Raw genomic sequence first — 24,436 nt, forward strand, 5'->3', positions numbered from 1 at the left:
CATCAATGCTCAACCTTTAGGTTATTAAACTACGATTTTTTCGTCATTTGATTTTTTCTCTTTAAATACAACTAATTTGTGATTAGATGATTTTTTCAATTGACGTTTCTTCATAATTCCCCATAATGGGACGGCTATAAAGATTGAAGAGAACACGCCTGAAATTAAACCGATTAATAAAGCTAATGAGAAGTTGAAGATTGTTGGTGCCCCAAATAATAGAATTGCAACAACAACGACAACAACTGTTAAAACTGTATTAATAGAACGTGTCATTGTTTGTCTAATTGATCTGTTAACGATGTCATCAATTTGTTCAGTTGATGTAATCACTTTTATCTTATGCAAGTTTTCCCGAACTCGGTCAAATGTAACGATGGTATCGTTAATAGAATAACCAACAATAGTTAAGATAGCAGCGATAAACGTTAAATCAACTTCTAATCGAAGTAAACTGAACACAGCGACTATAATGAATACGTCGTGTAATAAAGCTAAGACAGAGGATAATCCCATTCTCCATTCGAAACGTAATGATACATAGATAATAATACCCAGCGCTGCATATACTAACGCAAGCATTGCGTTTTTAGCTAATTCTTGTCCAATTAATGGTGAAACTGTATTAATTTGTGGTGAGTTACCAAATTCAGATTTCATTTTATCACTTAATTGATTATCTTTAGCTTGTGATAAATCTTGTTTAAACTGAACAGTAGCATTTTTATTACCTGAACCATTTATTTGAATTTGATCTGGTTCTAATCCAACATCTTTCACTACTTTTTCAACTTTAGATTGAGAAAGTGATTCTTTAGATTGTAAGTCTACTCGCGTACCAGCAGAGAAATCTATACCTAAATTCAATTTGAAAATGTAAAGAATAACTAGTCCTACTACTACAATCAAAATACTTAATGAAATTAACGGCTTAGCTAGTTTAACGAAATTCCATTTTTCAAATGATGTTTTTAAGTCATGGACATCTTTACCTTCACTAATATCATGTCTATCTGATTTTTTAACACCAAATAACCAATATTTTTTCTTAAATAAATTGGAATAAACTAATAATGATAATAGTAATCTAGATAAGAACACTGCAGTTACAAATATCATTAAAATACCTAATAACAACATTGTTGCGAAACCTTTTACTGAACTTTCACCAAAGAAGAACAGTACTGCAGCAGCAATCACGGTTGTTAAGTTAGAGTCAAAGATAGTTAAGAAAGAACTTTTATTGGCTTTAGAATATGCCTGTTTAAGTGTCCTACCAATTCTCAACTCATCTTTAATCCGTTCATACATAATAATATTGGCATCTACTGCCATACCTACACCTAACACTAAGGCAGCTAAACCAGGTAGTGTAAGTACACCTGAAATAAAGTTAAAGGCTACAAGTGTTAGATATATATATGTTGTTAATGCAATGATGGCTACAAGTCCTGGTAATCTGTAGAAACCTAACATAAATAGATAGATTACTGCTACACCTAAAACTGATGCAAAGATTGTTTTATCAAGTGCATCTTGACCAAATTCAGCACCAACTGAGTTTGAATAAATTTCTTTAAGATCTACTGGTAAAGAACCTGCGTTTAATAATTCAGCAATTTGTTTTGCTTTTTTAACGCCTTCTTGACCATGGAATCCACCAGAAATTTCTACGCTATCTGAATTGATTGGTTGATCAACATTTGCCGCAGATACAAACTTAGGATCTTTCTTGTCGGCTTCTTTCTTATAGCTGTCGCCTTTTTTGAAATCTAACCAAACGACCATAACATTATTTTGCTTTTTAGATATTTCTTCAGTTACTTTTTTAAATTTATTTTTATCTTTTACTTTAAATGTAACTGTAGGATCATTCGTATTCTGTTTAAATTCTTGTTTCGCTGATCCTTGTTTAATATCAGCACCACTTAATTTAACTTTGTCATCCGCATCACGAATGGTTAAATTAGCTTGTGATGATAAAATCTTTCTTGCCTCTTTCTGATCTTTCACACCAGCAAGTTGAACCCTAATTCTATTTGGATCTTCAACTTGGATTTTAGGTTCAGAAACACCTAAAACGTTAACACGATTTTCTAGTGTTTGCGCTGTAGATTGCAACGCATTTTTATCAATTTTGTCACCTTTATGTAACGGATCAACTTGATAAAGCACTTCGAATCCACCCTGTAAATCAAGGCCTAAGTTAACATTCTTAATCACATTCTTATATGTAAGACCCATACCTGCGAACAGAAGGATCACCAGTAGTAAGAATGCAATCAATCTACTACTTTTCTTCACATGAACACCTCATTATTTACTTATGATACTAGAATACTCGATTAATCCTTATATTTGCAAGTCGGAGTCAAATGAATAACTCCTATGACCTATCTATATTAACATACTACACTTTATAGTGAAATTATTGATAACTTTTTCAATTAAATTAATACAAAACTATAACAAAAATACTGATACTAAGTCATCACTAGCATTATTTAATTACTGGAAACAATTCTCAATTTGATAAAGAAGAATATATTTTAACTTAAAGTTATCTAGTCACGTTTATTTAGCTACAGGTAAATATAATTGAAGCCTGAGACAATAATGCCTCAGGCTTCAATAACATACTACTATGAAGGGTCTACTTGTTTAATAGCTGGTTTTTCAAAAGTCATTTCTGTGCCGTGACCATTAACAGTAACAACTACTGTTGTTTCATCAACTGCTTTAACTGTACCTTTAATACCACCAATTGTAGTGATTTTTTGACCAGCTTCTACACGACTAATCATTTCACGATGCTCTTTGGCACGTTTTTGTTGTGGTCTAATTAAGAAGAAATACATTAGAACCAACAATAAGATCGGTAATATCAATGATGTAAATTGCATGTTACATTCTCCTCTTTAAAAGTTTTTAGGGTTATCTACATTTAATCCATACTGTTCGAAGAATTCAGCTTTAAAGTCTAAAAGTCTATCTTCTCGAATGGCTTGTCTAATATCTTCCATTAATTTTAGCAGAAAATGTAAATTATGAATAGTAGTAAGACGGATACCAAAGGTTTCTTCTGCTTTGATCAAGTGTCTAATGTATGCTCTAGAATAATTTTTACATGTATAGCAATCACAATTTTCATCTAATGGTCTTAAATCATCCGCAAACTTGGCATTTTTGATTACTAAACGTCCATTAGAAGTCATACATGTACCATTTCTAGCAATACGAGTAGGTAATACACAATCAAACATATCCATGCCTCGGATACTACATTCGATTAATGCATCGGGAGATCCGACACCCATTAAATATCTAGGTTTATCTTTCGGCATAAATTGTTCAGTATGTTCAACCATTTCGTACATTACAGGTTTAGGCTCTCCTACTGAAAGTCCACCAATTGCATATCCAGGAAAATCTAACTCAACAAGCTCTTTCGCACTTTGTTCACGTAAATCTTTATATTCGCCACCTTGAATAATGCCAAACAACGCTTGATCTTCAGGACGGGCATGCGCTTTTAAACATCTTTCTGCCCAACGAGTTGTTCTCTCAATTGAATCTTTGACATACTTATATTCAGATGGCATAGGTGGACATTCATCAAATGCCATCATAATGTCTGAACCTAAATCATTTTGTATTTCCATTGATTTCTCTGGACTTAAAAATAATTTTGAACCATTCGTATGATGTCTAAATTCGACACCTTCTTCTGAGATTTTACGTAGATTACTTAAACTAAATACTTGAAATCCTCCAGAATCGGTTAGAATGGGTCCGTTCCAATTCATGAATTTATGCAGTCCCCCAGCGTGTTTGATAATATCATTTCCAGGTTGCAACCACAAATGATATGTATTTCCCAAAATGATCTTAGCCTCAATCTGACGCAATTCTTCAGGACTCATTGTTTTAACAGTTGCTTTAGTTCCAACCGGCATAAACATTGGTGTTTCAAACGAACCATGTGGTGTATGTACAATTCCTAAACGTGCACCTGATTGTTTACAAGTTTTAATATGTTCATATGTTACTGCAGGCATATTTATAATCCTCACATTCTTTTATATAATTAACATTGCATCTCCAAAACTAAAGAATCTATACTCCATTTCAACAGCTTTTTGATATGCATTTAAAATATATTCTCTGCTACTAAACGCTGACACTAACATTACTAACGTTGACTTAGGAAGATGGAAGTTAGTAATCAAGCCATCGATAGCTTTATATTCAAAACCTGGATAGATAAAGATATCTGTCCAACCACTTTTTTCAACAAATTCCGAATGATCTCTGCGTATTGTCTCTAGTGTTCTGGTTGATGTCGTACCTACTGAAATAATTCGATGACCATTTTTTCTTGTCTTATTTAATAAATCTGCAGTTTCTTGCGTCATTTGATAATATTCACTATGCATCTCATGATCATCAATATTATCTACACTTACTGGTCTAAATGTACCAAGACCAACATGTAATGTAATAAAAGCGATATTCACGCCTTTAGCTTTAATTGACTCTAGAAGTTCATCTGTAAAATGTAGTCCTGCAGTTGGTGCTGCAGCAGATCCACTTTCTTTAGCATAAACAGTTTGATAACGATCAGGATCGTCTAATCTTTCTTTAATATATGGTGGTAATGGCATCTCACCTAGTTCATCAAGTCGTTCTTGGAGTATACCCTCATAGTGCAAGCGCATAATTCTACCGCCTTGATCTAACTCCTCAATACATTCAGCGATTATTTTTCCATCACCGAAGTTCAATTGATTTCCAACTTTAATACGTTTAGCCGGCTTTAACAATACTTCCCAGTCATTACCTTCAATTTGAGTTAACATAAGCATCTCAACTTTAGCGCCAGTTTCTTCTTTTAATCCAAAAAGTCTTGCTGGCATTACTCTAGTATCGTTTAAAACTAACGTATCACCAGGATTAAAATAATTAATAACATCTTTAAAATGTAGATGTTCCATATTTCCATTTTTTCTATTTAATACTAACAATCTACTTTGGTCTCTATTTTTTAAAGGTGTTTGCGCGATTAGAGATTCAGGTAAATCATAGTCAAAATCTTCAATATTCAACTTACTCCCTCATTTCATTAGAATTGCCAAAATGTTCATGCGCTAACGGTGTCGCTTTTCTTCCTCGAGGTGTACGTTCTAAGAAACCTTTTTGAATCAAGAAAGGTTCATAAACGTCTTCAATAGTTACACGTTCTTCACCAATTGACACGGCAATGGTATCAAGTCCAACAGGACCACCTTTATATTGATTCAATATACAATTCATCATCTTATGATCAATATAATCTAAACCATAATCGTCTACTTGTAATAGTTTTAATGCGCGCTTCGTAGTTTCAATATAAATTTGATCATCTTCATTAACTTGTTGAAAGTCTCTCACTCTTTTTAATAAACGATTCGCTACACGTGGCGTTCCTCTAGAACGTTTTGCTAATTCTATAGCACTTTCTTCATCTATACCAGTTCCTAGTACTTCCGCAGTTCTTATAATAATTTCTTTTAAATCTGCTTCATTATAATATTCCAATCGTAAGTGGACGCCAAATCGATCTCTTAAAGGGCCAGTTAAACTGCCTGCTCGTGTTGTAGCACCAACAAGTGTAAAAGGTGGTAAATCAATACGAATACTTCGTGCTTCATCACCTTTACCTATAATAATATCTAAGAAAAAATCTTCCATCGCAGGATATAATACTTCTTCAACAACACTACTTAAACGATGTATTTCATCAATGAACAATACATCTCCTGGTTGTAATCCAGATAAAATTGCTGCTAAATCTCCAGGACGTTCTAATGAAGGTCCAGATACTGTTCTAATATTAACGTCCATTTCATTGGCTATAATATTAGATAATGTTGTTTTACCTAACCCTGGGGGACCATATAAGAGAACGTGATCTAAAGGTTCTTCTCTCAGTTTAGCTGCTTTAATGAATACTTCTAAATTACTTTTAATAGAAGATTGACCGATATACTGCTTTAATTTAGTAGGTCGTAAAGATAATTCGAAGTCAGATTCTTCATTATGTGCAGATTGATCGACCATTCTTTCATCCATAATATCTCCCCCTTTCATTTTGATGTTAGGTTATTATGACACTAATGTTTGTAATCCGATTTTAACAGCTTCATCCACTGATTCCATATTGGATTGTTTTAGAACCTTTTCAACTTTAGATAACTCACGTTTTGAATAACCTAATGCTTCTAAAGCTAACATCGCTTCCTTAATCATAGATTCATTGGCATTTGATTCATTCATAACATTTAAAAGTGTGTCAGTATTTTCTTCCGTAATTTGAACTTTGCCTTTTAAATCTAGTACTATTTGTCGTGCAGTTTTCTTACCGATACCTGGGAATTTAGTTAGATATGCATCGTTTTCATTCTCAATGGCTTGTTTTACTTCATTTGGTGTACTTGTTGCAAGTATAGCCAATGCTGACTTTGGTCCTATTCCCGTAACTTTAATTAAACTTAAAAACATATCTTTTTCTTCTTCATTAATAAAACCATAAAGTAGTTGTGCATCTTCTCTAACAATTAATGATGTAAATATTTGAACTTCTTTATCCAAATATTTTTGAAAACGATATGAATTAGGTGTCTGAATTTCGTATCCAACACCATTAACGTCTACCACGACGTGTGTAGGAAACAATTGTGTTAGCTTACCTTTAATATACGCGTACATTTTAGCACATCCTCATTTACATACTCATGCTTATTAACTCTACTTTAGACACATGTTCAATTTCTCTTAAGGCAATTACTACATCATCTATCATTAAATCAGAAGATGAAGCATTTAACGATAAGGTAATCGTTGCTTTATCATTCATCGGTACACTTTGATGTATTGTAAGTACAGATAAATGTAATTGAGAAATTGTATTTAATACTTGAGCCAACATACCTACAATATCATTGACATATAGAATTAAAGTGAATTCACGATGGTCTAATAATTTTTCATCTACAGGAAATATAGTTTCTCTATATTTATAAAAAGCGCTTCTTGACAAGCCGTATTGTTTTACGGCCTCATAGATGGACAACTCAGAATTATTTTTTAATGCATCTTTTATTTTTAATGTTTTAATTACAGATTCAGGTAAAACATCTTCACGTATAAGATAAAACTTCTTATATTCTTTATTGTCCATCTTTCACACTCCTATTCTATAAATTCGAATTCTCCACCAAGAATTCTTACGATATCTCCGTTGCTACAGCCTCTAGCTCTTAAGGCATCATCAATACCCATTGAACGCATTTGTCTTGCGAAACGACGTACCGCTGGATCACTATTAAAGTCTGTCATCTTGAATGTTCTTTCGATTGCATTACCACTCACAACATATGCACCATCATCATCTCTTGTAATTGTGAATGTATCTTGAGATGGTGTGTGTTTGTATACAACACGGTTAACACCAACATTTTCATCTTCTTCAACAGAGAAATCAATGTCTTTTACTTTTTCAAGTTGATCAGCAATTGTATATAATAATTGATCAATATTATCTCTTGACACTGCAGATAACGGAATAATAATATGGTCGTCACCGATTTCTTCCTTGAATAATTCTAAATTCTCTTCTGCATCTGGCATATCCATTTTATTTGCTACTATAATTTGTGGTCGATCTTCTAAACGTTGCTTATATGCCACTAATTCTTTATTAATGACGTGATAATCATCGATAGGATCACGCCCTTCTGAACCACTCATATCAATCATATGTACAATTACTTTTGTACGTTCAACATGTCGTAAAAATTGATGGCCTAAACCTACGCCGTCTGATGCACCTTCAATTAAACCTGGTAAGTCAGCCATAACAAAACTTCTATTATCGGGTGTAGAAACTACTCCTAAATTTGGTTTGATTGTTGTAAAATGATACGCTCCAATTTTAGGTTTAGCTTTAGAAACGATTGATAATAAAGTTGATTTACCTACACTAGGAAAACCTACTAAACCTACATCCGCTAATAATTTTAATTCAAGTGTGACATCGATTTCTTCACCTGGCTCACCATTTTCACTGAAGTCTGGTGCAGGGTTTCTAGGTGTCGCAAAACGTGAGTTACCACGACCTCCACGACCACCTTTTGCTACTATAGCGCGTTGACCATCTTCAACTAAGTCTGCAAGGACTTCTTCAGTTTCAACACTTTTAACAATTGTGCCGGGTGGTACTTTTAATACTAAGTCTTCTGCATTTCTTCCATGCATGTTACTACTTTGCCCATTTTCTCCTTTTTTAGCTTTAAAGTGCGTTTGATATCTAAAATCTAATAATGTACGTAGACCTTCATCTACTTCAAATATTACTGATGCACCTTTACCACCATCGCCACCAGCTGGTCCACCGAATGGTACATATTTTTCTCTTCTGTATGCGGTAATACCATTACCACCATCTCCTGCTTTAAGAGATATTTTCACTTGATCGACAAACATATATCTCACCTCTTTTACTCATTTTTGTATTCATGATCTGTTTAATTATATCATTAAGTCCATTTGTAGAAAAATTTTAATTCTTAAATTGAATCTTAAGGTATCTACTTGATTCAATCTGATAATTTGTTTCCTTTAGAATAAGATTTTAAACAAAAGAAAACACCAGAAGCCTTCACTTCTGGTGTTAACTAGACAAAATTATTCAGCTACTGCATATACAGAAACTTGTTTTTTGTCTCGACCTTTGCGTTCAAATTTAACAACGCCGTCGATTTTAGCGAATAATGTATCATCGCCACCACGACCTACATTTTCACCAGGGTAAATTTTAGTACCACGTTGGCGATAAAGAATTGAACCACCTGTTACGTATTGACCGTCAGCACGTTTAGCACCTAAACGTTTAGATTCAGAGTCACGTCCGTTTTTTGTAGAACTTACCCCTTTTTTAGATGCGAAGAACTGTAAGTTTAATTTTAACATCGGGATACACCTCACTTATAATTTAATCTGATATTTTCATTATATTCTTCTTCAATAGTTTGTAAAGATACAAGCATTGCTTTAAGAATTAATTGAGCTTCATCGTTATTTGTATCAACACTTCTTATATGAAAATGACCGCCGTCATCACTATAATCGATATCCGGTTTTTCTGACGTCAATCCCATAATTGCATTAACACTACCAAATAATACGGCTGAGGCACCAGCACAGACTATGTCATGACCATATTCACCGTGATTAGCATGACCATCCATAACGACATCTGTTACTTTGCCTTCATCATTAACTGTAATATCAACAGTAATCATTATTACACGTTAATTTTATCGATAGTTAATTTTGTATATGGTTGACGATGGCCTTTTTTACGTTTAGAGTCCTTACGACGTTTGTATGTGAATACAGTGATTTTTTTACCACGACCGTTTTTATTAACAGTTGCAGTAACAGTAGCACCTTCAACTGTTGGCGCACCAACTTTAACTGAATCTCCACCTACAAATAATACTTTATCAAATGTGAAAGAATCACCTTCGTTTACGTCTAATTTTTCAACGTAAATTTCTTGTCCTTCTTCTACTTTGATTTGTTTTCCACCTGTTTCAATAATAGCAAACATACTTTGCACCTCCTATATTATAAGTCACGCCATATATAGGTGACATATCGGCATTTTAATTAAAATTATCATTAATTAAAATACAATTTGTACTTTGACCTATATTTGAGCGGTTGTATGTAGCCTGAAACTACTCAACTACTGCATCTTACCATTACTTATATCCTACTGTCAATCTTGATTTGTATTTTCCTCAAAAATTTTAACATGATAGGATATAGAATTGTTAATAGGATTATATTGAGGATAAACGTTGGTAATAATCTAAGTAATAAGAACTCTAACAGATTAAATTGTATAAATCCAATTAATCCATAAATTAATGCCACGTATATTTCTATTAAGAGAGTACTTACCAAAATAATAATAAATATCATGACTTTATCCTTATAGAATATTTTAAAAAATCTATCCATAACCACTACAGCTAATATATAACCAAACATGTACAGACCATAAATACTTCCAAAATATAAATCAGTTATTAAACCAAAAAATATTGCTAATATTAAAGCCACACCAAAACTGCGATAAATGGTTAAAATTAATAAATACATTAAAGTTAAGTGTGGTACAAAAATGACATCAATTTTACCGAAGTGCATAGGAATGACTAAACCAATAATAGTATCAATATAAAAAAGTAGAATACCAATCAAGAAATAATATATTCCTCGCATTAGTTATCCCCGCTTTCATCTTTAGGAAGTGAAGCAGCGTCTCGCTTAGCAACATATACATGATTTAAATCTGATAAATCTGCACCTGTTTTCACTCTTACTTCCTTAGCTAAACCATATTGATCATTCTCTACACTTGTCACTTCACCTATGTATAAACTGCTTGGAAGTTGATCTGCTAAACCACTCGTTACAACTTTATCGCCTTTGGAAATACTATCTTTATTATTGATATCGCTAATAACTAATTCTTCATTTTTCGCATCATAATGATCTATTAATCCAAATACATTTTTAGATTTATGCTGTATATTAACTGATAATTTACCTGCTCTTGTATTCGTAGAAATTAAATCCACTTGTGAAGAAAATTGATTTACTTTAGTAGTTCTTCCAATTAATCCTTCAGATGTCATGACAGCCATATTATTTTTGATACCAGCTTTAGAACCTTTATCAATGACTATAGTATTCATCCATTGGTCTGGATTTCTTGCTATAACAGTAGTAGAAATCGGATCATATTTAGATATATCTTTCATATCTAATTCCTTTTTATACTTCTTGTTTTCAGCCTCTAATCGTTGATTTTTAGCTTCTAATTGTTTGACTTTGTTTTTAGTTTCTTTCGATTCACCCATATTAAAAATATTACCAATTGCTCCAGTAACAAAATTTACAGGATAACTCATCACTCGTTGACCAAATGAAACAGAATCTCCTACATATTGCTCGGGAGGTGATTGAGATTGAGAGCGAATAGACAAACCAATTAATGCAATAAAAACAATAATTGCACATAAAACAACAATGAGTTTGTTATTTTTGAAAAATTTAAGCACCCAGAACACCTCTTATAAAACTTTAAAATTTATTCTTCCTCACTATTCTATATTACTGCTGAAATGAAATAAAGCACTAACGCTTAATAAAATCATTTTATATTATAATCACTCACTATTGAAGAAAACTACCTGCATTTTAACAATTTTAATGTGTGAATCATCCACTAATATTTTGAAGAATAATTAAAAAACTACCAACTTGTCATAAGTTAGTAGTCTTAAATGTATCACGTTATTTATTCTCTTTTTGTTGTTTTTCTTGTTTTTTTCTTTCTTTTTTCTCATCTTCGCTATAAAGCGTCTCTTCTTTTCTCCAACGTGCAAATAGGTTTTGAGCTTTAGCTTGTTCGTTGGCACGCTTTTCTTTTGATTTTTCAACCATTGTCCACACCAACCTTTATCTTTTTACTCTCTATATAAAGGCTAACTTATTTGAAAAAGGATTTCAAACATGAGAAACTAATTATTTTCAAATGCCTGTTCATTTTTTAATTCAATATTTTGTCCCAACTCATGTAAATCTTGTTGCATTTCAAACTCATTATTATATACTCGAATTGAATCAGAACCGAATTTATAAATAATAAATTCATCGCCTCTTTGACCAGCTAAATATTCATCATTATATCCCATTCTTCCGATTCCTGATACTGACATAAATTCTTTTTTATTGATCATATTAAATACATTTTTGATTTGACTTGTAGGTACGTTCTTGATTATATCATTGTCTTCTATTGAATATCTTTTACCATGTTGCGGTTGTTTTGTATTATTATTTGGGTTATCCATATTTTGCTCAGTCTGATTTGGAGGATTACTAATTGGATTCCACTCTTGGTCCCTTAAAAAAGGCGCATACTTTAACGCGATATAGATAATGATTAAAATAGCTATAACTGCTATAATATTTTTTATTATACTGAATATGAACCTCATAATATATCCTCCTTTACCATTTAAGTCATTATATTAAATTATTAGTAAAAAATATATAGGTCTAAGGAAGTATCCTAGATGTACCTATAGACGGATGTATTTAACTATCAATTTGAGTATAATATTAATATGAGTTTCGTGTCGTTAGGAGGTTTTCCATAATGAGTTTATTATCGATTATATTAATTGTATTACTTGTTATTTTATTGTTTAGAGTAGGTATATCAATCATCCGCTTTTTAATATCTGCAGGTATAATACTATTATGTATTTATCTTGCTTATCAAGGCATTATTTGGTTAATGGATAACTATGATAAATTAATCGCATATATTCAATAATTTAAAAGCTATGAGAATCAATGCACAACATTGCATTAATTCCTCATAGCTTTTTTAAGTAAAATCACTTTTTAAATGTAGTAGATAAAAATCTAAAGCAAATGTAACTTAAACCTAATAAAATACCCCAAATAGCACCTACAATAATTGAACCTATTACAACTAAACCAATTGATGAATGTGAATGAGCTACTATCGTTCCGATGACAGTTGTCACTACAATACCTAATATAGACAATCCTATTGTGTATAAAAATAGTTTTATTGTCATTTTTTGATTTTTAGCATTTAATCGCATGATAAAAACAATTGGAATAAGTACCCCAATAATAAGAAATATAGTCAATTTAATGACCTCCTGGTGTCTCTTTTTATCTATTATACTATTCCATTTCTATTTATTCTAGATTTAAACTATTCATTATCAAAGTAACCACATTCTACTAAACTCGTAAACTGATTATCTCCAATAATAATATGGTCCAATACATTAATACCTAAAATCATTCCACAATCTCTTAATCTAATAGTTGTATTAATATCTTCTTCAGAAGGTGTAACATCACCAGACGGGTGATTATGAACCACTATCATTGAATTACATGATTCTTTAATTGCAACATTAAAAATTTCTCTAGGGTGAATAATAGAACTATTTAGTGTTCCTACAAAAATACATTTTTGTTTAATAACAATATTTTTGGAATTCAATAAAAGAACATAAAAATGTTCTTGTTGTAAATCTTTAAGCTTCGACATCATTAAATCTGCAACATCTGCAGGACAAGTAATTTTAATTACTTCGTGTTGAGATACACTATTTATTCGCTCCCCTATCTCAAATGCAGCTTTTAAGGTTATAGCTTTATGATAACCAATACCTTTGACTTTGATTAAATCGTTGATTGAGAACTTTTTCAATTCTTTCAACGATTTTATACCACTTAATAATTCATTTGCAATTTCAATACTAGAGCAGCCCTTTCTACCTGTATTAATAAGTATTGCTAACAATTCTGAGTTGGATAATGATGCAGCACCATTATTTACTAATCGCTCACGCGGTTTCTCTGAATTAGCCATTTCTTTGATTCTCAAAAAGGAACACCTCCAAATAGTTCGATTAAATAAGGATAAAAACTAGAAACAAAAATAAACGATAAAAAGATAAATGGAATAAGAGGGATATATTTAATGTTGTGATTAAAAAAGGTTTTAATGATTATGGTTATCAAACCACCTATCATAAAAGTGAAAAGAATAAGGTAAAACATGAAGTTCATTGATAAGAATAAAGATAGAATATTAAATAGAAGAATATCTCCATAGGCAATATAATGATTCATAAATATATAGAATAAGTGACTAATTATAAATGTAAGGATAAAAGTATTTAGGAAAATCTGAGTCGTAAATAATAAAACAGTTGTGAAGATAATTAAAAAATATAAATTAATAGAATAATCTTCTATATCATTGATTGACATAACTAATAAAAACAGAAAGGAAATTAAATAAAGTTGAGGATTAATATTGATTAGTTGGTAATAGACAAGCAAGATTGGTAGTAATGCAAGTAACTCACCTATCAAGTAACTATAGTTTAATGATTGCTTACAACATCTCGACTTACCTTTTAAAATAAGGAAGCTTATAATTGGAATTAAATCATAATATTTTAATTTACTTTGACAAAAATCACATTGGGACCTTAATATTAGGTATCTTTTATTAAAATTATCATTAGTTGAAAGCTGATATAAGAAGCTAAATAGTACTGAGGATACATATGTGTAAATCAACATGACTACTCCTTTCAAAAAGATTATATCACAATAATAAAACAAAAACATATTATCAATTTTATATAAAAATGGTTGTACCTCGATCCAAAATTAATAAAGAAGCCAAGATTTCTATAAAATTTAGAAACCTTGGCTTTATTTATATAAAAATTATATTCTAATCAAATTTTGTTTTAGATTTAACTTCGCTTATAAAATATAAGCTACCTGTAATAATTAAACCTTTTCCATCATAATTCTCTAAAAATTCTACATAATCATCTATTAGCTCAACATTATTTCTATTGATATTTTCAGCAATTTCTTCTTTTGATAAAGCTTTGGGAAAATCAAAATCGGTGATATAAAAGTGAGATGCAATGTCTTCTAATTTGTTTAACATATCACAAATTGGTTTTCCTTTAATCGCTGAGAATAAAATATCAATTTGATCACGACCATAATATTGTTTAATAGTATCAATCAAAGCATCTACACTTTCATTATTATGCGCACCATCAATAATCATTAATGGATGTTCTTTAACTTGTTCAATTCTACCGATCCAATTGACTGATTCAATACCATCAATCATTTTATTAAAATCAAGTTCTATGATTCCTGATTCATTTAATTCAATTAATGCCGTTATAGCTAATGATGCATTTTCTTTTTGATGTTCACCCAACATATTTAAAATAATTGTTTCAAGTTCGTAATCTTTATATCTATAAGTAAATTCATCATCTTGAGAAACTACAATAATTTCTCTATCAAGCTCAATAGGTGTTGCATTTTGTTCAACTGCATAGTCTCTAATATATTTTAATGCATCTTCATTTTTCACAGAATAAATTACTGGTGTATTAGGTTTAATGATATCTCCCTTGTCTTTGGCTATATCTAAATAAGTGTTGCCTAAGATGTCAGTATGATCTAAACCTATGCTCGTTAAAATAGACATAATTGGATTAAATACATTGGTTGAATCGTTTTTAATACCTAAACCCGCTTCAACAATAACAAAATCAACTGGGTGTACTTCACCAAAGTATAAAAACATCATTGTAGTAATAATTTCAAATTCAGTTGCATTGCCTAACTCTGTTTCAACTTCTAACGCTTCACTTATTGGTTTAACACGAGTAACTAACTCAACAATTTCATCATTTGAAATAGGATATCCATTTAAACTAATACGTTCATTAAAAGTTTCAATAAATGGAGATGTAAAAGTACCAACTTCATAGTTATTTTCAACCAAAGCTGCTCTTAAATATGCCACTGTCGATCCTTTTCCATTTGTACCGCCTACGTGTATGCCTTTAATACGTTGTTGTGGGTTATTTAGTTTTTCAAGCATCCATTCCACACGTTTAACGCCTGGTTTGATGCCAAACTTAGTTCTTTCATGTATCCAATACAAGCTATCTAGGTAATTCATGATACATACTCCTATGCTTTTAATTGTTCAATTCTTGCTTTTACACCATCATATTTTTCTTGGTAATGCTTTTGCTTTTCTTTTTCTTCATTAATAATTTTTTCAGGTGCTTTATTGACAAAGTTTTCATTGGCCAATTTTTTATCGACGCGATATAATTCACTTTGTAGTTTATCTAATTCTTTTTCTAAACGTGCAATCTCTTTATCCATATCAATTAAACCTTCTAAAGGTAAGATGACTTTACCCGCTAATACAACAGACGTCATTGCTTTCTCTGGGATGTCGATATCAACATTGATTGTCAATTCACTTGGATGACAGAATCTTTCTATATAGTCAGCATTTTCTGTTAGTGTAGATTGAATATTATTATCTTTAGCCTGAATCATAATTGGAATAGCTTTAGATAGTGGTGTATTTACTTCTAATCGAGATTGTCTTATTGATTTTATAATTTCAACTAATTGTTGCATCGTTTGCTTACTATCATCAAACATGAGTTCCTCATTTACAGTTGGCCAAGATGCTTGAACAATTGTTTCTCCATCATGAGGTAAGCTTTGCCAAATTTTTTCTGTAACAAATGGCATAAATGGATGTAGCATTCTCATAATGCGATCTAACACATAACTTAATACAGAACGTGTCGTTTGTTTTTGATCTTCATCTTCGCCATTCATAGGTATCTTACTCATTTCAATATACCAATCGCAGAATTCATCCCAAATGAAATTATATAACGCTCGACCTACTTCACCAAACTCATATTTATCACTTAAATCTGTAACTGTAGCGATTGTTTCATTTAGACGCGTTAATATCCATTTATCTGCTAAAGATAAATTTCCTGATAAATCAATATCTTCAACTTTAAAGTCTTCACCAATATTCATTAAACTAAATCTTGCGGCATTCCATATTTTATTAATGAAATTCCATACTGATTCAACCTTTTCAGTTGAATAACGTAAATCTTGACCTGGTGCAGAACCTGTGGCAAGGAAGTATCTTAAACTATCTGCACCATATTCATCAATAACATCCATAGGATCTACACCATTGCCTAATGATTTACTCATTTTTCTACCGTCTTCTGCTCTAACTAAGCCATGTAACAATACATCATTAAATGGTCTACGGTCTGTGAACTCTAACCCTTGGAAAATCATACGTGCAACCCAGAAGAAAATAATGTCATAACCTGTCACTAATGCATTAGTTGGGAAATAACGTTTAAAATCTTCTGCTTCAACGTCTGGCCAACCTAAAGTTGAGAATGGCCATAATGCACTAGAAAACCAAGTATCTAAAACATCTTCATCTTGAGTCCAATTTTCAATATCTTCTGGTGCATTTTCTCCTACATAAACTTCTCCAGTTTCATTGTGATACCATGCAGGAATTTGATGGCCCCACCAAAGCTGTCTTGAAATAGTCCAATCTCTAATTTCTTCCATCCAACGATTAAATGTATTTTCAAATCGAGGTGGATAAAAATCAATACGATCATCTGTTTTTTGATTATCTAAAGCACGTTTGGCTAAAGGTTTCATTTTAACAAACCATTGTGTAGATAAATATGGTTCTACTACTGCACCAGAACGTTCAGAGTGACCAACAGAATGCATATGTTCCTCAATCTTAATGACTAAATCTTGTTCTTTTAAGTCTTCAACTAACTGTTTACGACATTCAAAACGCTCAAGGCCTTCATATTTACCAGCATGATGATTCATGTGTCCTTTTTCATCCATTACTATAATATTTTCTAATTGATGACGTTGACCAATTTCAAAGTCATTAGGGTCATGAGCTGGCGTTACTTTCATAGCACCAGAACCAAATTCGATATCTACGTATTCATCAGCTAATATTGGTAATTCTCTACCAACTATTGGTAATATAACCTTTTTGCCAATTACGTCTTTATATCTCTCGTCATTCGGGTTAACAACAATAGCTGTATCACCTAACATCGTTTCTGGACGTGTTGTAGCGATTTCAATATATCCATCCCCATCAGCATATGGGTATTTAAAGTGATAAAATGCACCTTGTACATCTTCATGAATCACTTCTATATCAGATAAAGCGGTACGAGCTTGAGGATCCCAGTTGATGATACGTTCGCCTCTATAAATAATGCCTTTGTTATAAAGGTCAACAAACACTTTTTTAACAGCTTTACTTAAACCGTCATCCAAAGTAAAACGTTCTCTACTATAATCTAATCCTAATCCTAATTTAGCCCATTGTTTACGGATGAAGCTTGCATATTCTTCTTTCCAATCCCAAGCTTGTTCTAAGAATTTTTCACGACCAATATCATGACGTGAAATACCTTGTTCATTTAGTTTAGCTTCTACTTTAGCTTGTGTAGCAATACCAGCATGATCCATACCAGGTAGATATAAAGTATCATAACCTTGCATACGCTTCATACGAGTAATAATATCTTGTAATGTTGTATCCCAAGCATGGCCTAAATGTAATTTACCTGTTACATTTGGTGGTGGAATAACGATTGTATATGTTTCTTTATTACTATCTTCTGATGGTTTGAAATAACCATTTTTTACCCATTCATCATATCTTCCCGCTTCTACTTCGCGTGGATTATATTTCGGTTTCATTTCCATAAAGTAAATCCTCCTCAAAAAAATAAAAAACACCCATCCTATATACATAGGACGGATGTTCCGTGGTACCACCTATATTCAAGAAAGTAGTTAGATTGTAAATAAATCAACCTTCTACTTTCGAGCACTCTAGAATTTGATTAACGCTCAAACACGCTTCTGCCTACTCTTTACTTCGTTCATTCAGCAAAAGGACTAAGTGGGCTACCTTCAGTAGTAATTACTATGTATTTTCACCAACCATACACTCTCTAAAAAGTAATTAAAACATACTCTTCCCAAATATTATATTCATTTACTTAATTATAGTATAATGGAAATTCACATAAGTCAATCTATTAGGAGGAATTTTATGAACCCTTGTGCCTTCGGTACCAAAGATCCAATTTATATAGAATATCATGATCAAGTTTGGGGTCAACCTATGTATGATAGTAAAGATTTATTTAAACTATTGGCATTAGAATCTCAACATGCTGGTCTATCTTGGCTTACGATACTAAAGAAGAAATCCGCTTATGAAGAGGCATTTTATCAATTCGATCCTAAAAAGGTAGCGGCAATGACCGATCAAGATGTCGACAACTTAATGACATTTCCCAATATTGTTCATCATAGAAAGAAATTAGAAGCTATTATTGCACAAGCGAAAGGTTATTTAGAAATTGAGAAGGATTACGGTAGCTTTAGTACGTTTTTATGGTCTTATGTGAATGGTAAACCCATCGACATGGGATATGTAAAGCCTGAAGATCGTATTACGGTTGATGATCGTGCTAAAGCATTGTCCAAAGATTTAAAAAAGTATGGTTTTAAATTCCTAGGTCCAGTAACAGTATTTTCATTTTTAGAGGCAGCTGGATTATATGATTCACATTTGCAAGATTGTCCTCAAAAACCTAAACATGATTAAACTTTAAAGACGTATATCTTAGCTTACAAAATAAGCTTTTGATATACGCCTTTTTTATTAATTCTATTAAACTTTTTTACGATCGCTTTGATCTATATTTCAAGAAATAATTAATTAATGGAGCGATTAAAAATAATATAAAGAAGATTCTAAATATATGATAACTAGATATCATAGCCACATCTGCTCCTGTTTCAATTGCAACTAATACAATTTGGCTCATGCCTCCTGGCGCTGCACCTAAAAACAACTCATTGATTGAATCATGTGTAAAGAAATGTAAGATACAAACCATTATGAAAGCACTTAATATAAGCATAATATTTTGAAACGCAATCGCTACGGCTATTCTACCTTTCAAGTCTGAAAGCAAACGAGCTATTTGTAGGCCTATTCGAATCATATACACCACTTGTGCTGTTGCTAGTAACCAATTATCTAATGCAAATGTCACATCAGTCGTAATATTCCAGATGATTAGAACCACAATTGGTGCCAATAATTGTTTGGTTGGAAAATTTATCTTAGCCATTATCCAATAAACTACAACGATTGCCAATACAATAAATATAAATTGCCAAATATTTAAAACATCAGTTAAAGGTTTTGCTTTAACTATAGTTTCTCCACTACTTTGATTATTTTGGAAAAAATATGAAATTAATGGCACTAAAATCACAACGAATATAATTCTAGATGTTTGTGTTAAACTCACAACTAAAATATTAGCATTTTTATCTTCCTCTGCCATAACTAACATTTGGCTTAAAGCACCAGGTATTACACTTAGAATGGCTGTTTCGGTATTTACGTCTGCTATTTTCTTAAATAATAATGCGATTAAAAGTGCTAACACGAGCAAAAGAACTGAAACGAGAATAATTGTTAACCAACTTGCTTGAATATCTTTTATAACAGTTCTAGTAAATGTAGTTCCTATTTGAACACCTAAACAAATCAGACCAATTTGGCTAATCCAAAACGGCCATTTAATATCTAATTTAAGTACTTTTATACATAAAATAGCTGCTATAATGGGGCCAAACATAAAAGGTAATAATATATGTGATATCTTTAATAGCAAACTTATGATAATGGATAATGCTAATATAATTAGGTTATTTCTATTTATTATCTTCATACGCACACTACCTTTTATAAATGTGTGAAATGGTAAAAACTCAGTTATTTCAAACATACTCATTCAAATAATTTCATTATATATTAATAGCCTGGGTATAATATCCCAGGCTAAAAATGTAATTAATTTTCCTTTTATTTTACAATACGACTTAATGAATTATCAAATGCTTGTATTGTTTTTTCAATATCTTCTTTAGTATGTGCTGTTGATAAGAAAGTCCCTTCAAATTGAGATGGTGGCAGGAATACACCTTCTTTTGCCATTTCTCTATACATCTCACTAAATAATTTCAAATCACTTTTATTGGCTTGTTCAAAATTAGTCACAGGACCTTCATTTAAGAAATAACCTATCATTGATCCAGCTCTATTTACTGTTATAGGTACCTGATGCTTAGCAAAGACTTCTTTAAGCCCTTTTTCAAGTAAATCTCCTAGTTCATTAAAATAGTCATATGATTCAGGTGTTAATTGACTTAGTGTTTCATAACCACTTGTCATTGCTAATGGATTACCTGATAAAGTACCTGCTTGATAAATATTTCCTACTGGTGCGATGTGATCCATGATCTCTTTTTTACCACCAAACGCTCCGACAGGTAAACCTCCACCTATAACTTTACCTAAACAAGTTAAATCTGGTGTCACTCCAAAATAGCCCTGCGCACAGTTATAACCAACTCTAAAACCAGTCATAACTTCATCAAATATTAGCAATGAACCATATTCATTAGTAATATCTCTTAATCCTTGTAAAAAGCCTTCTACGGGAGGAACTACACCCATATTACCAGCAACTGGTTCAACTATAACTCCAGCAATATCATCCCCATATTTTTCAAATGCTAGACGTAATGAATCTAAATCATTATATGGTACAGTAATGGTATTTTTTGCAATACCTTCTGGTACACCTGGTGAATCGGGTAAACCTAATGTTGCTACTCCAGATCCAGCCTTAATTAATAATGAGTCACTATGACCGTGATAACAACCTTCAAATTTAACAATTTTATTGCGTCCAGTATAACCGCGCGCTAATCTTAATGTATCTAATGTAGCTTCCGTACCTGAAGATACCATCCTAACTTTCTCAATAGAAGGTACTCTATCAATAACCAATTGAGCTAGTTTATTTTCTTGTAGTGTAGAAGCACCAAAACTAGTGCCGTTATCTACTGCTTTGTGAAGATTTTCGATAACTTGTTTATTTTTATGACCTAAAATAAGCGGTCCCCAACTTAAAACATAATCAATGTATTCATTACCGTCAATATCATATATTTTCGAACCTTCTGCATGATCCATAAAAATTGCAGGTGTATCCACAGATTTAAAAGCACGCACTGGACTATTTACACCGCCAGGCATTAAATCTTCAGCAATTTCCATTGCTTTTATTGATTTTTCATATCCCATAAATGTTGCCTCCTCATAATTAATCTCTTTGTTATTTATCTAGATATTGACAAATATCTTTAGCAAAATAAGTAATAATCATATCTGCTCCAGCACGTTTCATTGAAACCATTTGTTCCATAACAATCTTTTCTTCATCGATCCATCCATTTAAGGCAGCGGCTTTAGTCATACTATATTCGCCACTTACATTGTATGCAACAACAGGCACATTAGTATGATTTTTAACATCTCTAACTATATCTAAATAACTTAAAGCAGGTTTAACAATCATCATGTCACATCCCTCTTTTAAGTCACTTTCAAGTTCTCTCAATGCCTCTAAACGATTAGCAGGATCCATTTGATATGTTTTACGGTCGCCAAATGAAGGGGCTGAATCAGCAGCGTCTCTGAATGGTCCAAAGAAACTTGATGCATATTTAATACCATAACTCATAATTGGTACATTTTGATAACCAGCATCATCTAGTCCTTGTCTAATTTCAGCAACAAATCCATCCATCATATTACTTGGTGCAATAATATCTGCACCCGCCTCAACTTGAGAAATTGCAGTTTTAACAAGTAATGGTAATGATTTATCATTGTCTACATCATGTGTGTGATCGTCAATGACACCGCAATGCCCGTGATCTGTATATTCACATAGACATGTATCAGCAACAATTAATAAGTCACTATACATTTTTTTAGCAATACGTGTTGCTTCTTGTACAACGCCATTATGATCATATGCACCAGAACCAACATCATCTTTATCGTTTGGCACACCAAAGAACATAATTGCTCTAATACCTAGGTCATACGCTTCTTTTATTTCTTCGTGTAATAAATTTAAACTGATTTGATATACACCTGGTAATGACTTAATTTCAGTTTTAATATCATCTTTTTCAACTACAAAAATTGGGTAAATTAAATCTTCTTTTCTTACATGTGTTTCGCGAACCATATCTCTCATTGTTTGAGAAGAACGTAGTCTTCTATGTCTATCAAATTTCATTTTAGTCCCTACTTTCTACTACTTTATCTATCAATGCCTCTAAAGTTTGTTTATCTGCAACAATGACTGGTTGATTATATGAATGTATCGTATTTGCCGTTTGCTTGCCAATTGCAAAATAGTGATCAAACTTAGGTATTGGGTCTTCATTAAAATAATAACGTACTGAAGATGAACTTGAAAATGTTAAAGCATCAATTTCTTGATTAAAAATTAATGATTTAACTTCATTTATATGTTGATAATGTGGTACTGGCTCGTACAAATCAATTTTAACAACATCATTATTTCGAGCTAATGTTTCTTTTAATAATGGACGTGCTTGTTTACTAGAAGGTATGAGGATATTTTGATTATATTTTTGAAATTCACTAATTAATCCTTCTTGTGAGTAATCCTGTGGAATTAAATCTACAGGGATTTTTAATTCACGACAATATTGAGCAGTTTTTACACCAACAACTGCGATTTTTTTGTAATTTACCAAATATAGATAAGGCAAAAAATATTTAACTGCATTTTTAGACGAAAAAATAAGCCAGTCATAGTTATCTTTTAACAAACGCAAATCAAATTCAAGTGGTTTTATATCTATAAATGGTTTGTGAATAATTGTAACCAAATCACTTTGAATTTCACTTGTTTGTGTCATAACTACAACTGGTTTCATTTTAAAAAGTCACCTCGAAGATTATTGTTCTTCATTTAATTTTCTAATAATTTCATAAGCGCCTTGTTCTTTTAGAACACGACTCACTTCTTTACCTAATTCTGTTGGAGATTCGCCAATAGCTGTATGTTCATATCGTTCTGTACCGTCAGGTGTCATAATTAGCCCAGTAAATTCAATTTGTTGTTGGCTATTAATAGTTGCATATCCACCAATTGGTACTTGGCAACTTCCATCCATTTCGGCTAAAAATGTTCTTTCTGCAGTAACGCATTTTTCAACATCTTTATTATGAACTTCTTGCAATAGGTCTAATAATTCTTTATCATCACTTCTGCACTCAATGCCAAGTGCACCTTGACCAATAGCTGGAAGTAAAACATCTTTATCTAAATAGGTTGTTACAATATCGTCAGACCAACCCATTCGTCTTAAACCAGCTGCTGCTAAAATAATGGCATCATAGTCTTCTGTTTCAAGCTTTTGTAATCTCGTATCAATATTACCTCGTATCCATTTGATTTCTAAATGAGGATACTTAGATAAAATTTGAGCCCCTCTTCTTAAAGAGCTTGTTCCAATAATACTGCCTTCAGGTAATTCTCTTAAAGGTGTATGATTTTTGGAAATATAAGCATCAAAAGGAACCTCTCTATCAGGAATACAACCCAATGTTAGTCCTTCAGGTATCACACTAGGTACATCTTTTAAAGAATGAATAGCCATATCAATTTGTTTTTCAAACAATTCGTTTTGAATTTCTTTAACAAATAAACCTTTTCCGCCGACTTTAGATAATTGCTTATCTACTATTCGATCGCCTTTCGTAACTATTTCTTTAATCTCAATATCCAATTCTGGACGTACCTGTTTCAATTTATCAATAAATTGTTGGCTCTGAGTTAAAGCTAGTTTACTTCTTCTTGATCCAACTACTAACTTGCGCATGTTCTGCTGC

General features: G+C 31.9%; 27 protein-coding genes and 2 other annotated features. Of the genes, 2 read left to right on the plus strand and 25 right to left on the minus strand.

The window, feature by feature from the left end; translation table 11 throughout:
• Window positions 1–24: 24 nt before the first annotated feature.
• From secDF to ACZ267_RS09385, 15 genes are all read right to left on the minus strand, one after another.
• Window positions 25–2,304, minus strand: coding sequence for a protein translocase subunit SecDF (gene secDF, locus ACZ267_RS09315; protein ID WP_019235939.1), 2,280 nt, complete (start codon window positions 2,302–2,304; stop codon window positions 25–27).
• A gap of 338 nt (window positions 2,305–2,642) precedes the next feature.
• Window positions 2,643–2,903: a preprotein translocase subunit YajC gene (yajC, locus tag ACZ267_RS09320; RefSeq protein ID WP_002451803.1), complete on the minus strand. Its 261-nt coding sequence runs from the start codon at window positions 2,901–2,903 to the stop codon at window positions 2,643–2,645.
• A 15-nt stretch (window positions 2,904–2,918) separates the two neighbouring features.
• Window positions 2,919–4,058: a tRNA guanosine(34) transglycosylase Tgt gene (gene tgt, locus ACZ267_RS09325; protein WP_002451802.1), complete on the minus strand. Its 1,140-nt coding sequence runs from the start codon at window positions 4,056–4,058 to the stop codon at window positions 2,919–2,921.
• Window positions 4,059–4,079: 21 nt separating this feature from the next.
• Window positions 4,080–5,105 (minus strand): tRNA preQ1(34) S-adenosylmethionine ribosyltransferase-isomerase QueA, encoded by a 1,026-nt coding sequence (gene queA, locus ACZ267_RS09330; RefSeq protein ID WP_015364934.1) that lies wholly within the window; start codon window positions 5,103–5,105, stop codon window positions 4,080–4,082.
• A 1-nt stretch (window position 5,106) separates the two neighbouring features.
• On the minus strand, window positions 5,107–6,111 hold the full coding sequence (gene ruvB / locus ACZ267_RS09335; protein WP_002467511.1) for a Holliday junction branch migration DNA helicase RuvB: 1,005 nt from the start codon (window positions 6,109–6,111) through the stop codon (window positions 5,107–5,109).
• A gap of 33 nt (window positions 6,112–6,144) precedes the next feature.
• Window positions 6,145–6,747 carry a Holliday junction branch migration protein RuvA gene (gene ruvA, locus ACZ267_RS09340; RefSeq protein WP_002467509.1) on the minus strand — a complete coding sequence of 201 codons (603 nt, stop codon included), beginning with the start codon at window positions 6,745–6,747 and terminating at the stop codon, window positions 6,145–6,147.
• A gap of 16 nt (window positions 6,748–6,763) precedes the next feature.
• A complete protein-coding gene (locus ACZ267_RS09345) occupies window positions 6,764–7,219 on the minus strand; it encodes an ACT domain-containing protein (RefSeq protein WP_002467506.1) in 456 nt (151 codons plus the stop codon).
• 11 nt (window positions 7,220–7,230) lie between these two features.
• Window positions 7,231–8,523: a GTPase ObgE gene (gene obgE, locus ACZ267_RS09350; protein ID WP_015364933.1), complete on the minus strand. Its 1,293-nt coding sequence runs from the start codon at window positions 8,521–8,523 to the stop codon at window positions 7,231–7,233.
• A gap of 201 nt (window positions 8,524–8,724) precedes the next feature.
• Window positions 8,725–9,009, minus strand: coding sequence for a 50S ribosomal protein L27 (gene rpmA, locus ACZ267_RS09355; RefSeq protein WP_002451796.1), 285 nt, complete (start codon window positions 9,007–9,009; stop codon window positions 8,725–8,727).
• Window positions 9,010–9,020: 11 nt separating this feature from the next.
• Window positions 9,021–9,341, minus strand: a complete 321-nt coding sequence (locus ACZ267_RS09360; protein ID WP_002466559.1) for a ribosomal-processing cysteine protease Prp — start codon at window positions 9,339–9,341, stop codon at window positions 9,021–9,023.
• Window positions 9,342–9,343: 2 nt separating this feature from the next.
• Window positions 9,344–9,652, minus strand: coding sequence for a 50S ribosomal protein L21 (gene rplU / locus ACZ267_RS09365; protein ID WP_015364931.1), 309 nt, complete (start codon window positions 9,650–9,652; stop codon window positions 9,344–9,346).
• Window positions 9,653–9,664: 12 nt separating this feature from the next.
• Window positions 9,665–9,777, minus strand: a sequence feature (ribosomal protein L21 leader region).
• 33 nt (window positions 9,778–9,810) lie between these two features.
• Window positions 9,811–10,332 (minus strand): rod shape-determining protein MreD, encoded by a 522-nt coding sequence (mreD, locus tag ACZ267_RS09370; RefSeq protein ID WP_002466557.1) that lies wholly within the window; start codon window positions 10,330–10,332, stop codon window positions 9,811–9,813.
• Window positions 10,332–11,174, minus strand: a complete 843-nt coding sequence (gene mreC / locus ACZ267_RS09375) for a rod shape-determining protein MreC (protein WP_015364930.1) — start codon at window positions 11,172–11,174, stop codon at window positions 10,332–10,334. Before mreC ends, mreD begins: the two co-directional genes overlap by 1 nt.
• Before the next feature lie 235 nt (window positions 11,175–11,409).
• Window positions 11,410–11,559: a hypothetical protein gene (locus ACZ267_RS09380; RefSeq protein WP_002467422.1), complete on the minus strand. Its 150-nt coding sequence runs from the start codon at window positions 11,557–11,559 to the stop codon at window positions 11,410–11,412.
• A gap of 77 nt (window positions 11,560–11,636) precedes the next feature.
• Window positions 11,637–12,116 (minus strand): DUF4930 family protein, encoded by a 480-nt coding sequence (locus ACZ267_RS09385; protein ID WP_002467424.1) that lies wholly within the window; start codon window positions 12,114–12,116, stop codon window positions 11,637–11,639.
• Window positions 12,117–12,277: 161 nt separating this feature from the next.
• Here ACZ267_RS09385 and ACZ267_RS09390 point away from each other — a divergent pair, with 161 nt between their 5' ends.
• The gene (locus ACZ267_RS09390; protein ID WP_002467420.1) at window positions 12,278–12,457 is read left to right on the plus strand and encodes a hypothetical protein; all 180 of its coding nucleotides are present in this window, start codon (window positions 12,278–12,280) and stop codon (window positions 12,455–12,457) included.
• A gap of 64 nt (window positions 12,458–12,521) precedes the next feature.
• Here the strand turns inward: ACZ267_RS09390 and ACZ267_RS09395 are convergent, their stop codons facing one another.
• The 5 genes from ACZ267_RS09395 to ACZ267_RS09415 all read right to left on the minus strand — a co-directional run bounded on the left by ACZ267_RS09395 (window position 12,522) and on the right by ACZ267_RS09415 (window position 18,327).
• Window positions 12,522–12,803 carry a hypothetical protein gene (locus ACZ267_RS09395; protein ID WP_002467418.1) on the minus strand — a complete coding sequence of 94 codons (282 nt, stop codon included), beginning with the start codon at window positions 12,801–12,803 and terminating at the stop codon, window positions 12,522–12,524.
• Window positions 12,804–12,871: 68 nt separating this feature from the next.
• Window positions 12,872–13,555, minus strand: coding sequence for a RadC family protein (radC, locus tag ACZ267_RS09400; RefSeq protein ID WP_002467425.1), 684 nt, complete (start codon window positions 13,553–13,555; stop codon window positions 12,872–12,874).
• Complete coding sequence (locus ACZ267_RS09405; RefSeq protein WP_463680314.1) at window positions 13,552–14,310, minus strand: prepilin peptidase; 759 nt, start codon at window positions 14,308–14,310, stop codon at window positions 13,552–13,554. The genes radC and ACZ267_RS09405 overlap by 4 nt, the downstream gene beginning before the upstream one ends.
• Window positions 14,311–14,419: 109 nt before the next feature.
• Window positions 14,420–15,685: a bifunctional folylpolyglutamate synthase/dihydrofolate synthase gene (locus tag ACZ267_RS09410; protein ID WP_015364928.1), complete on the minus strand. Its 1,266-nt coding sequence runs from the start codon at window positions 15,683–15,685 to the stop codon at window positions 14,420–14,422.
• Between the two features lie 11 nt (window positions 15,686–15,696).
• On the minus strand, window positions 15,697–18,327 hold the full coding sequence (locus ACZ267_RS09415; protein ID WP_079449029.1) for a valine--tRNA ligase: 2,631 nt from the start codon (window positions 18,325–18,327) through the stop codon (window positions 15,697–15,699).
• Between the two features lie 44 nt (window positions 18,328–18,371).
• Window positions 18,372–18,622, minus strand: a binding site (T-box leader).
• Between the two features lie 57 nt (window positions 18,623–18,679).
• Between ACZ267_RS09415 and ACZ267_RS09420 the strand changes: the two genes are divergently transcribed.
• Complete coding sequence (locus ACZ267_RS09420) at window positions 18,680–19,240, plus strand: DNA-3-methyladenine glycosylase I (protein ID WP_002467137.1); 561 nt, start codon at window positions 18,680–18,682, stop codon at window positions 19,238–19,240.
• Window positions 19,241–19,316: 76 nt separating this feature from the next.
• Here the strand turns inward: ACZ267_RS09420 and ACZ267_RS09425 are convergent, their stop codons facing one another.
• The 5 genes from ACZ267_RS09425 to hemC all read right to left on the minus strand — a co-directional run bounded on the left by ACZ267_RS09425 (window position 19,317) and on the right by hemC (window position 24,426).
• Window positions 19,317–20,381, minus strand: coding sequence for an AbrB family transcriptional regulator (locus ACZ267_RS09425; RefSeq protein ID WP_002467135.1), 1,065 nt, complete (start codon window positions 20,379–20,381; stop codon window positions 19,317–19,319).
• A gap of 134 nt (window positions 20,382–20,515) precedes the next feature.
• Window positions 20,516–21,802: a glutamate-1-semialdehyde 2,1-aminomutase gene (hemL, locus tag ACZ267_RS09430; RefSeq protein ID WP_002467134.1), complete on the minus strand. Its 1,287-nt coding sequence runs from the start codon at window positions 21,800–21,802 to the stop codon at window positions 20,516–20,518.
• A 31-nt stretch (window positions 21,803–21,833) separates the two neighbouring features.
• Entirely contained in the window at window positions 21,834–22,808 is a 975-nt protein-coding gene (hemB, locus tag ACZ267_RS09435; RefSeq protein WP_002467140.1) for a porphobilinogen synthase, read from the minus strand.
• Window position 22,809: 1 nt separating this feature from the next.
• Window positions 22,810–23,478 (minus strand): uroporphyrinogen-III synthase, encoded by a 669-nt coding sequence (locus ACZ267_RS09440; RefSeq protein WP_015364926.1) that lies wholly within the window; start codon window positions 23,476–23,478, stop codon window positions 22,810–22,812.
• A gap of 21 nt (window positions 23,479–23,499) precedes the next feature.
• Entirely contained in the window at window positions 23,500–24,426 is a 927-nt protein-coding gene (gene hemC, locus ACZ267_RS09445) for a hydroxymethylbilane synthase (protein ID WP_015364925.1), read from the minus strand.
• Window positions 24,427–24,436 lie beyond the last annotated feature (10 nt).

The organism is Staphylococcus sp. AC872, from assembly GCF_979255425.1.

What these genes read in the sequence shown, in the direction of transcription:
- yajC (WP_002451803.1), bottom strand. Translation starts at nt 2,903, where the DNA reads ATGCAATTTACATCATTGATATTACCGATCTTATTGTTGGTTCTAATG.
- tgt (WP_002451802.1), bottom strand. Translation starts at nt 4,058, where the DNA reads ATGCCTGCAGTAACATATGAACATATTAAAACTTGTAAACAATCAGGT.
- ruvB (WP_002467511.1), bottom strand. Translation starts at nt 6,111, where the DNA reads ATGGATGAAAGAATGGTCGATCAATCTGCACATAATGAAGAATCTGAC.
- ruvA (WP_002467509.1), bottom strand. Translation starts at nt 6,747, where the DNA reads ATGTACGCGTATATTAAAGGTAAGCTAACACAATTGTTTCCTACACAC.
- ACZ267_RS09345 (WP_002467506.1), bottom strand. Translation starts at nt 7,219, where the DNA reads ATGGACAATAAAGAATATAAGAAGTTTTATCTTATACGTGAAGATGTT.
- obgE (WP_015364933.1), bottom strand. Translation starts at nt 8,523, where the DNA reads ATGTTTGTCGATCAAGTGAAAATATCTCTTAAAGCAGGAGATGGTGGT.
- rpmA (WP_002451796.1), bottom strand. Translation starts at nt 9,009, where the DNA reads ATGTTAAAATTAAACTTACAGTTCTTCGCATCTAAAAAAGGGGTAAGT.
- ACZ267_RS09360 (WP_002466559.1), bottom strand. Translation starts at nt 9,341, where the DNA reads ATGATTACTGTTGATATTACAGTTAATGATGAAGGCAAAGTAACAGAT.
- rplU (WP_015364931.1), bottom strand. Translation starts at nt 9,652, where the DNA reads ATGTTTGCTATTATTGAAACAGGTGGAAAACAAATCAAAGTAGAAGAA.
- mreD (WP_002466557.1), bottom strand. Translation starts at nt 10,332, where the DNA reads ATGCGAGGAATATATTATTTCTTGATTGGTATTCTACTTTTTTATATT.
- ACZ267_RS09380 (WP_002467422.1), bottom strand. Translation starts at nt 11,559, where the DNA reads ATGGTTGAAAAATCAAAAGAAAAGCGTGCCAACGAACAAGCTAAAGCT.
- ACZ267_RS09385 (WP_002467424.1), bottom strand. Translation starts at nt 12,116, where the DNA reads ATGAGGTTCATATTCAGTATAATAAAAAATATTATAGCAGTTATAGCT.
- ACZ267_RS09390 (WP_002467420.1), top strand. Translation starts at nt 12,278, where the DNA reads ATGAGTTTATTATCGATTATATTAATTGTATTACTTGTTATTTTATTG.
- ACZ267_RS09405 (WP_463680314.1), bottom strand. Translation starts at nt 14,310, where the DNA reads ATGTTTTTGTTTTATTATTGTGATATAATCTTTTTGAAAGGAGTAGTC.
- ACZ267_RS09410 (WP_015364928.1), bottom strand. Translation starts at nt 15,685, where the DNA reads ATGAATTACCTAGATAGCTTGTATTGGATACATGAAAGAACTAAGTTT.
- ACZ267_RS09415 (WP_079449029.1), bottom strand. Translation starts at nt 18,327, where the DNA reads ATGGAAATGAAACCGAAATATAATCCACGCGAAGTAGAAGCGGGAAGA.
- ACZ267_RS09420 (WP_002467137.1), top strand. Translation starts at nt 18,680, where the DNA reads ATGAACCCTTGTGCCTTCGGTACCAAAGATCCAATTTATATAGAATAT.
- ACZ267_RS09425 (WP_002467135.1), bottom strand. Translation starts at nt 20,381, where the DNA reads ATGAAGATAATAAATAGAAATAACCTAATTATATTAGCATTATCCATT.
- hemL (WP_002467134.1), bottom strand. Translation starts at nt 21,802, where the DNA reads ATGGGATATGAAAAATCAATAAAAGCAATGGAAATTGCTGAAGATTTA.
- hemB (WP_002467140.1), bottom strand. Translation starts at nt 22,808, where the DNA reads ATGAAATTTGATAGACATAGAAGACTACGTTCTTCTCAAACAATGAGA.
- ACZ267_RS09440 (WP_015364926.1), bottom strand. Translation starts at nt 23,478, where the DNA reads ATGAAACCAGTTGTAGTTATGACACAAACAAGTGAAATTCAAAGTGAT.
- hemC (WP_015364925.1), bottom strand. Translation starts at nt 24,426, where the DNA reads ATGCGCAAGTTAGTAGTTGGATCAAGAAGAAGTAAACTAGCTTTAACT.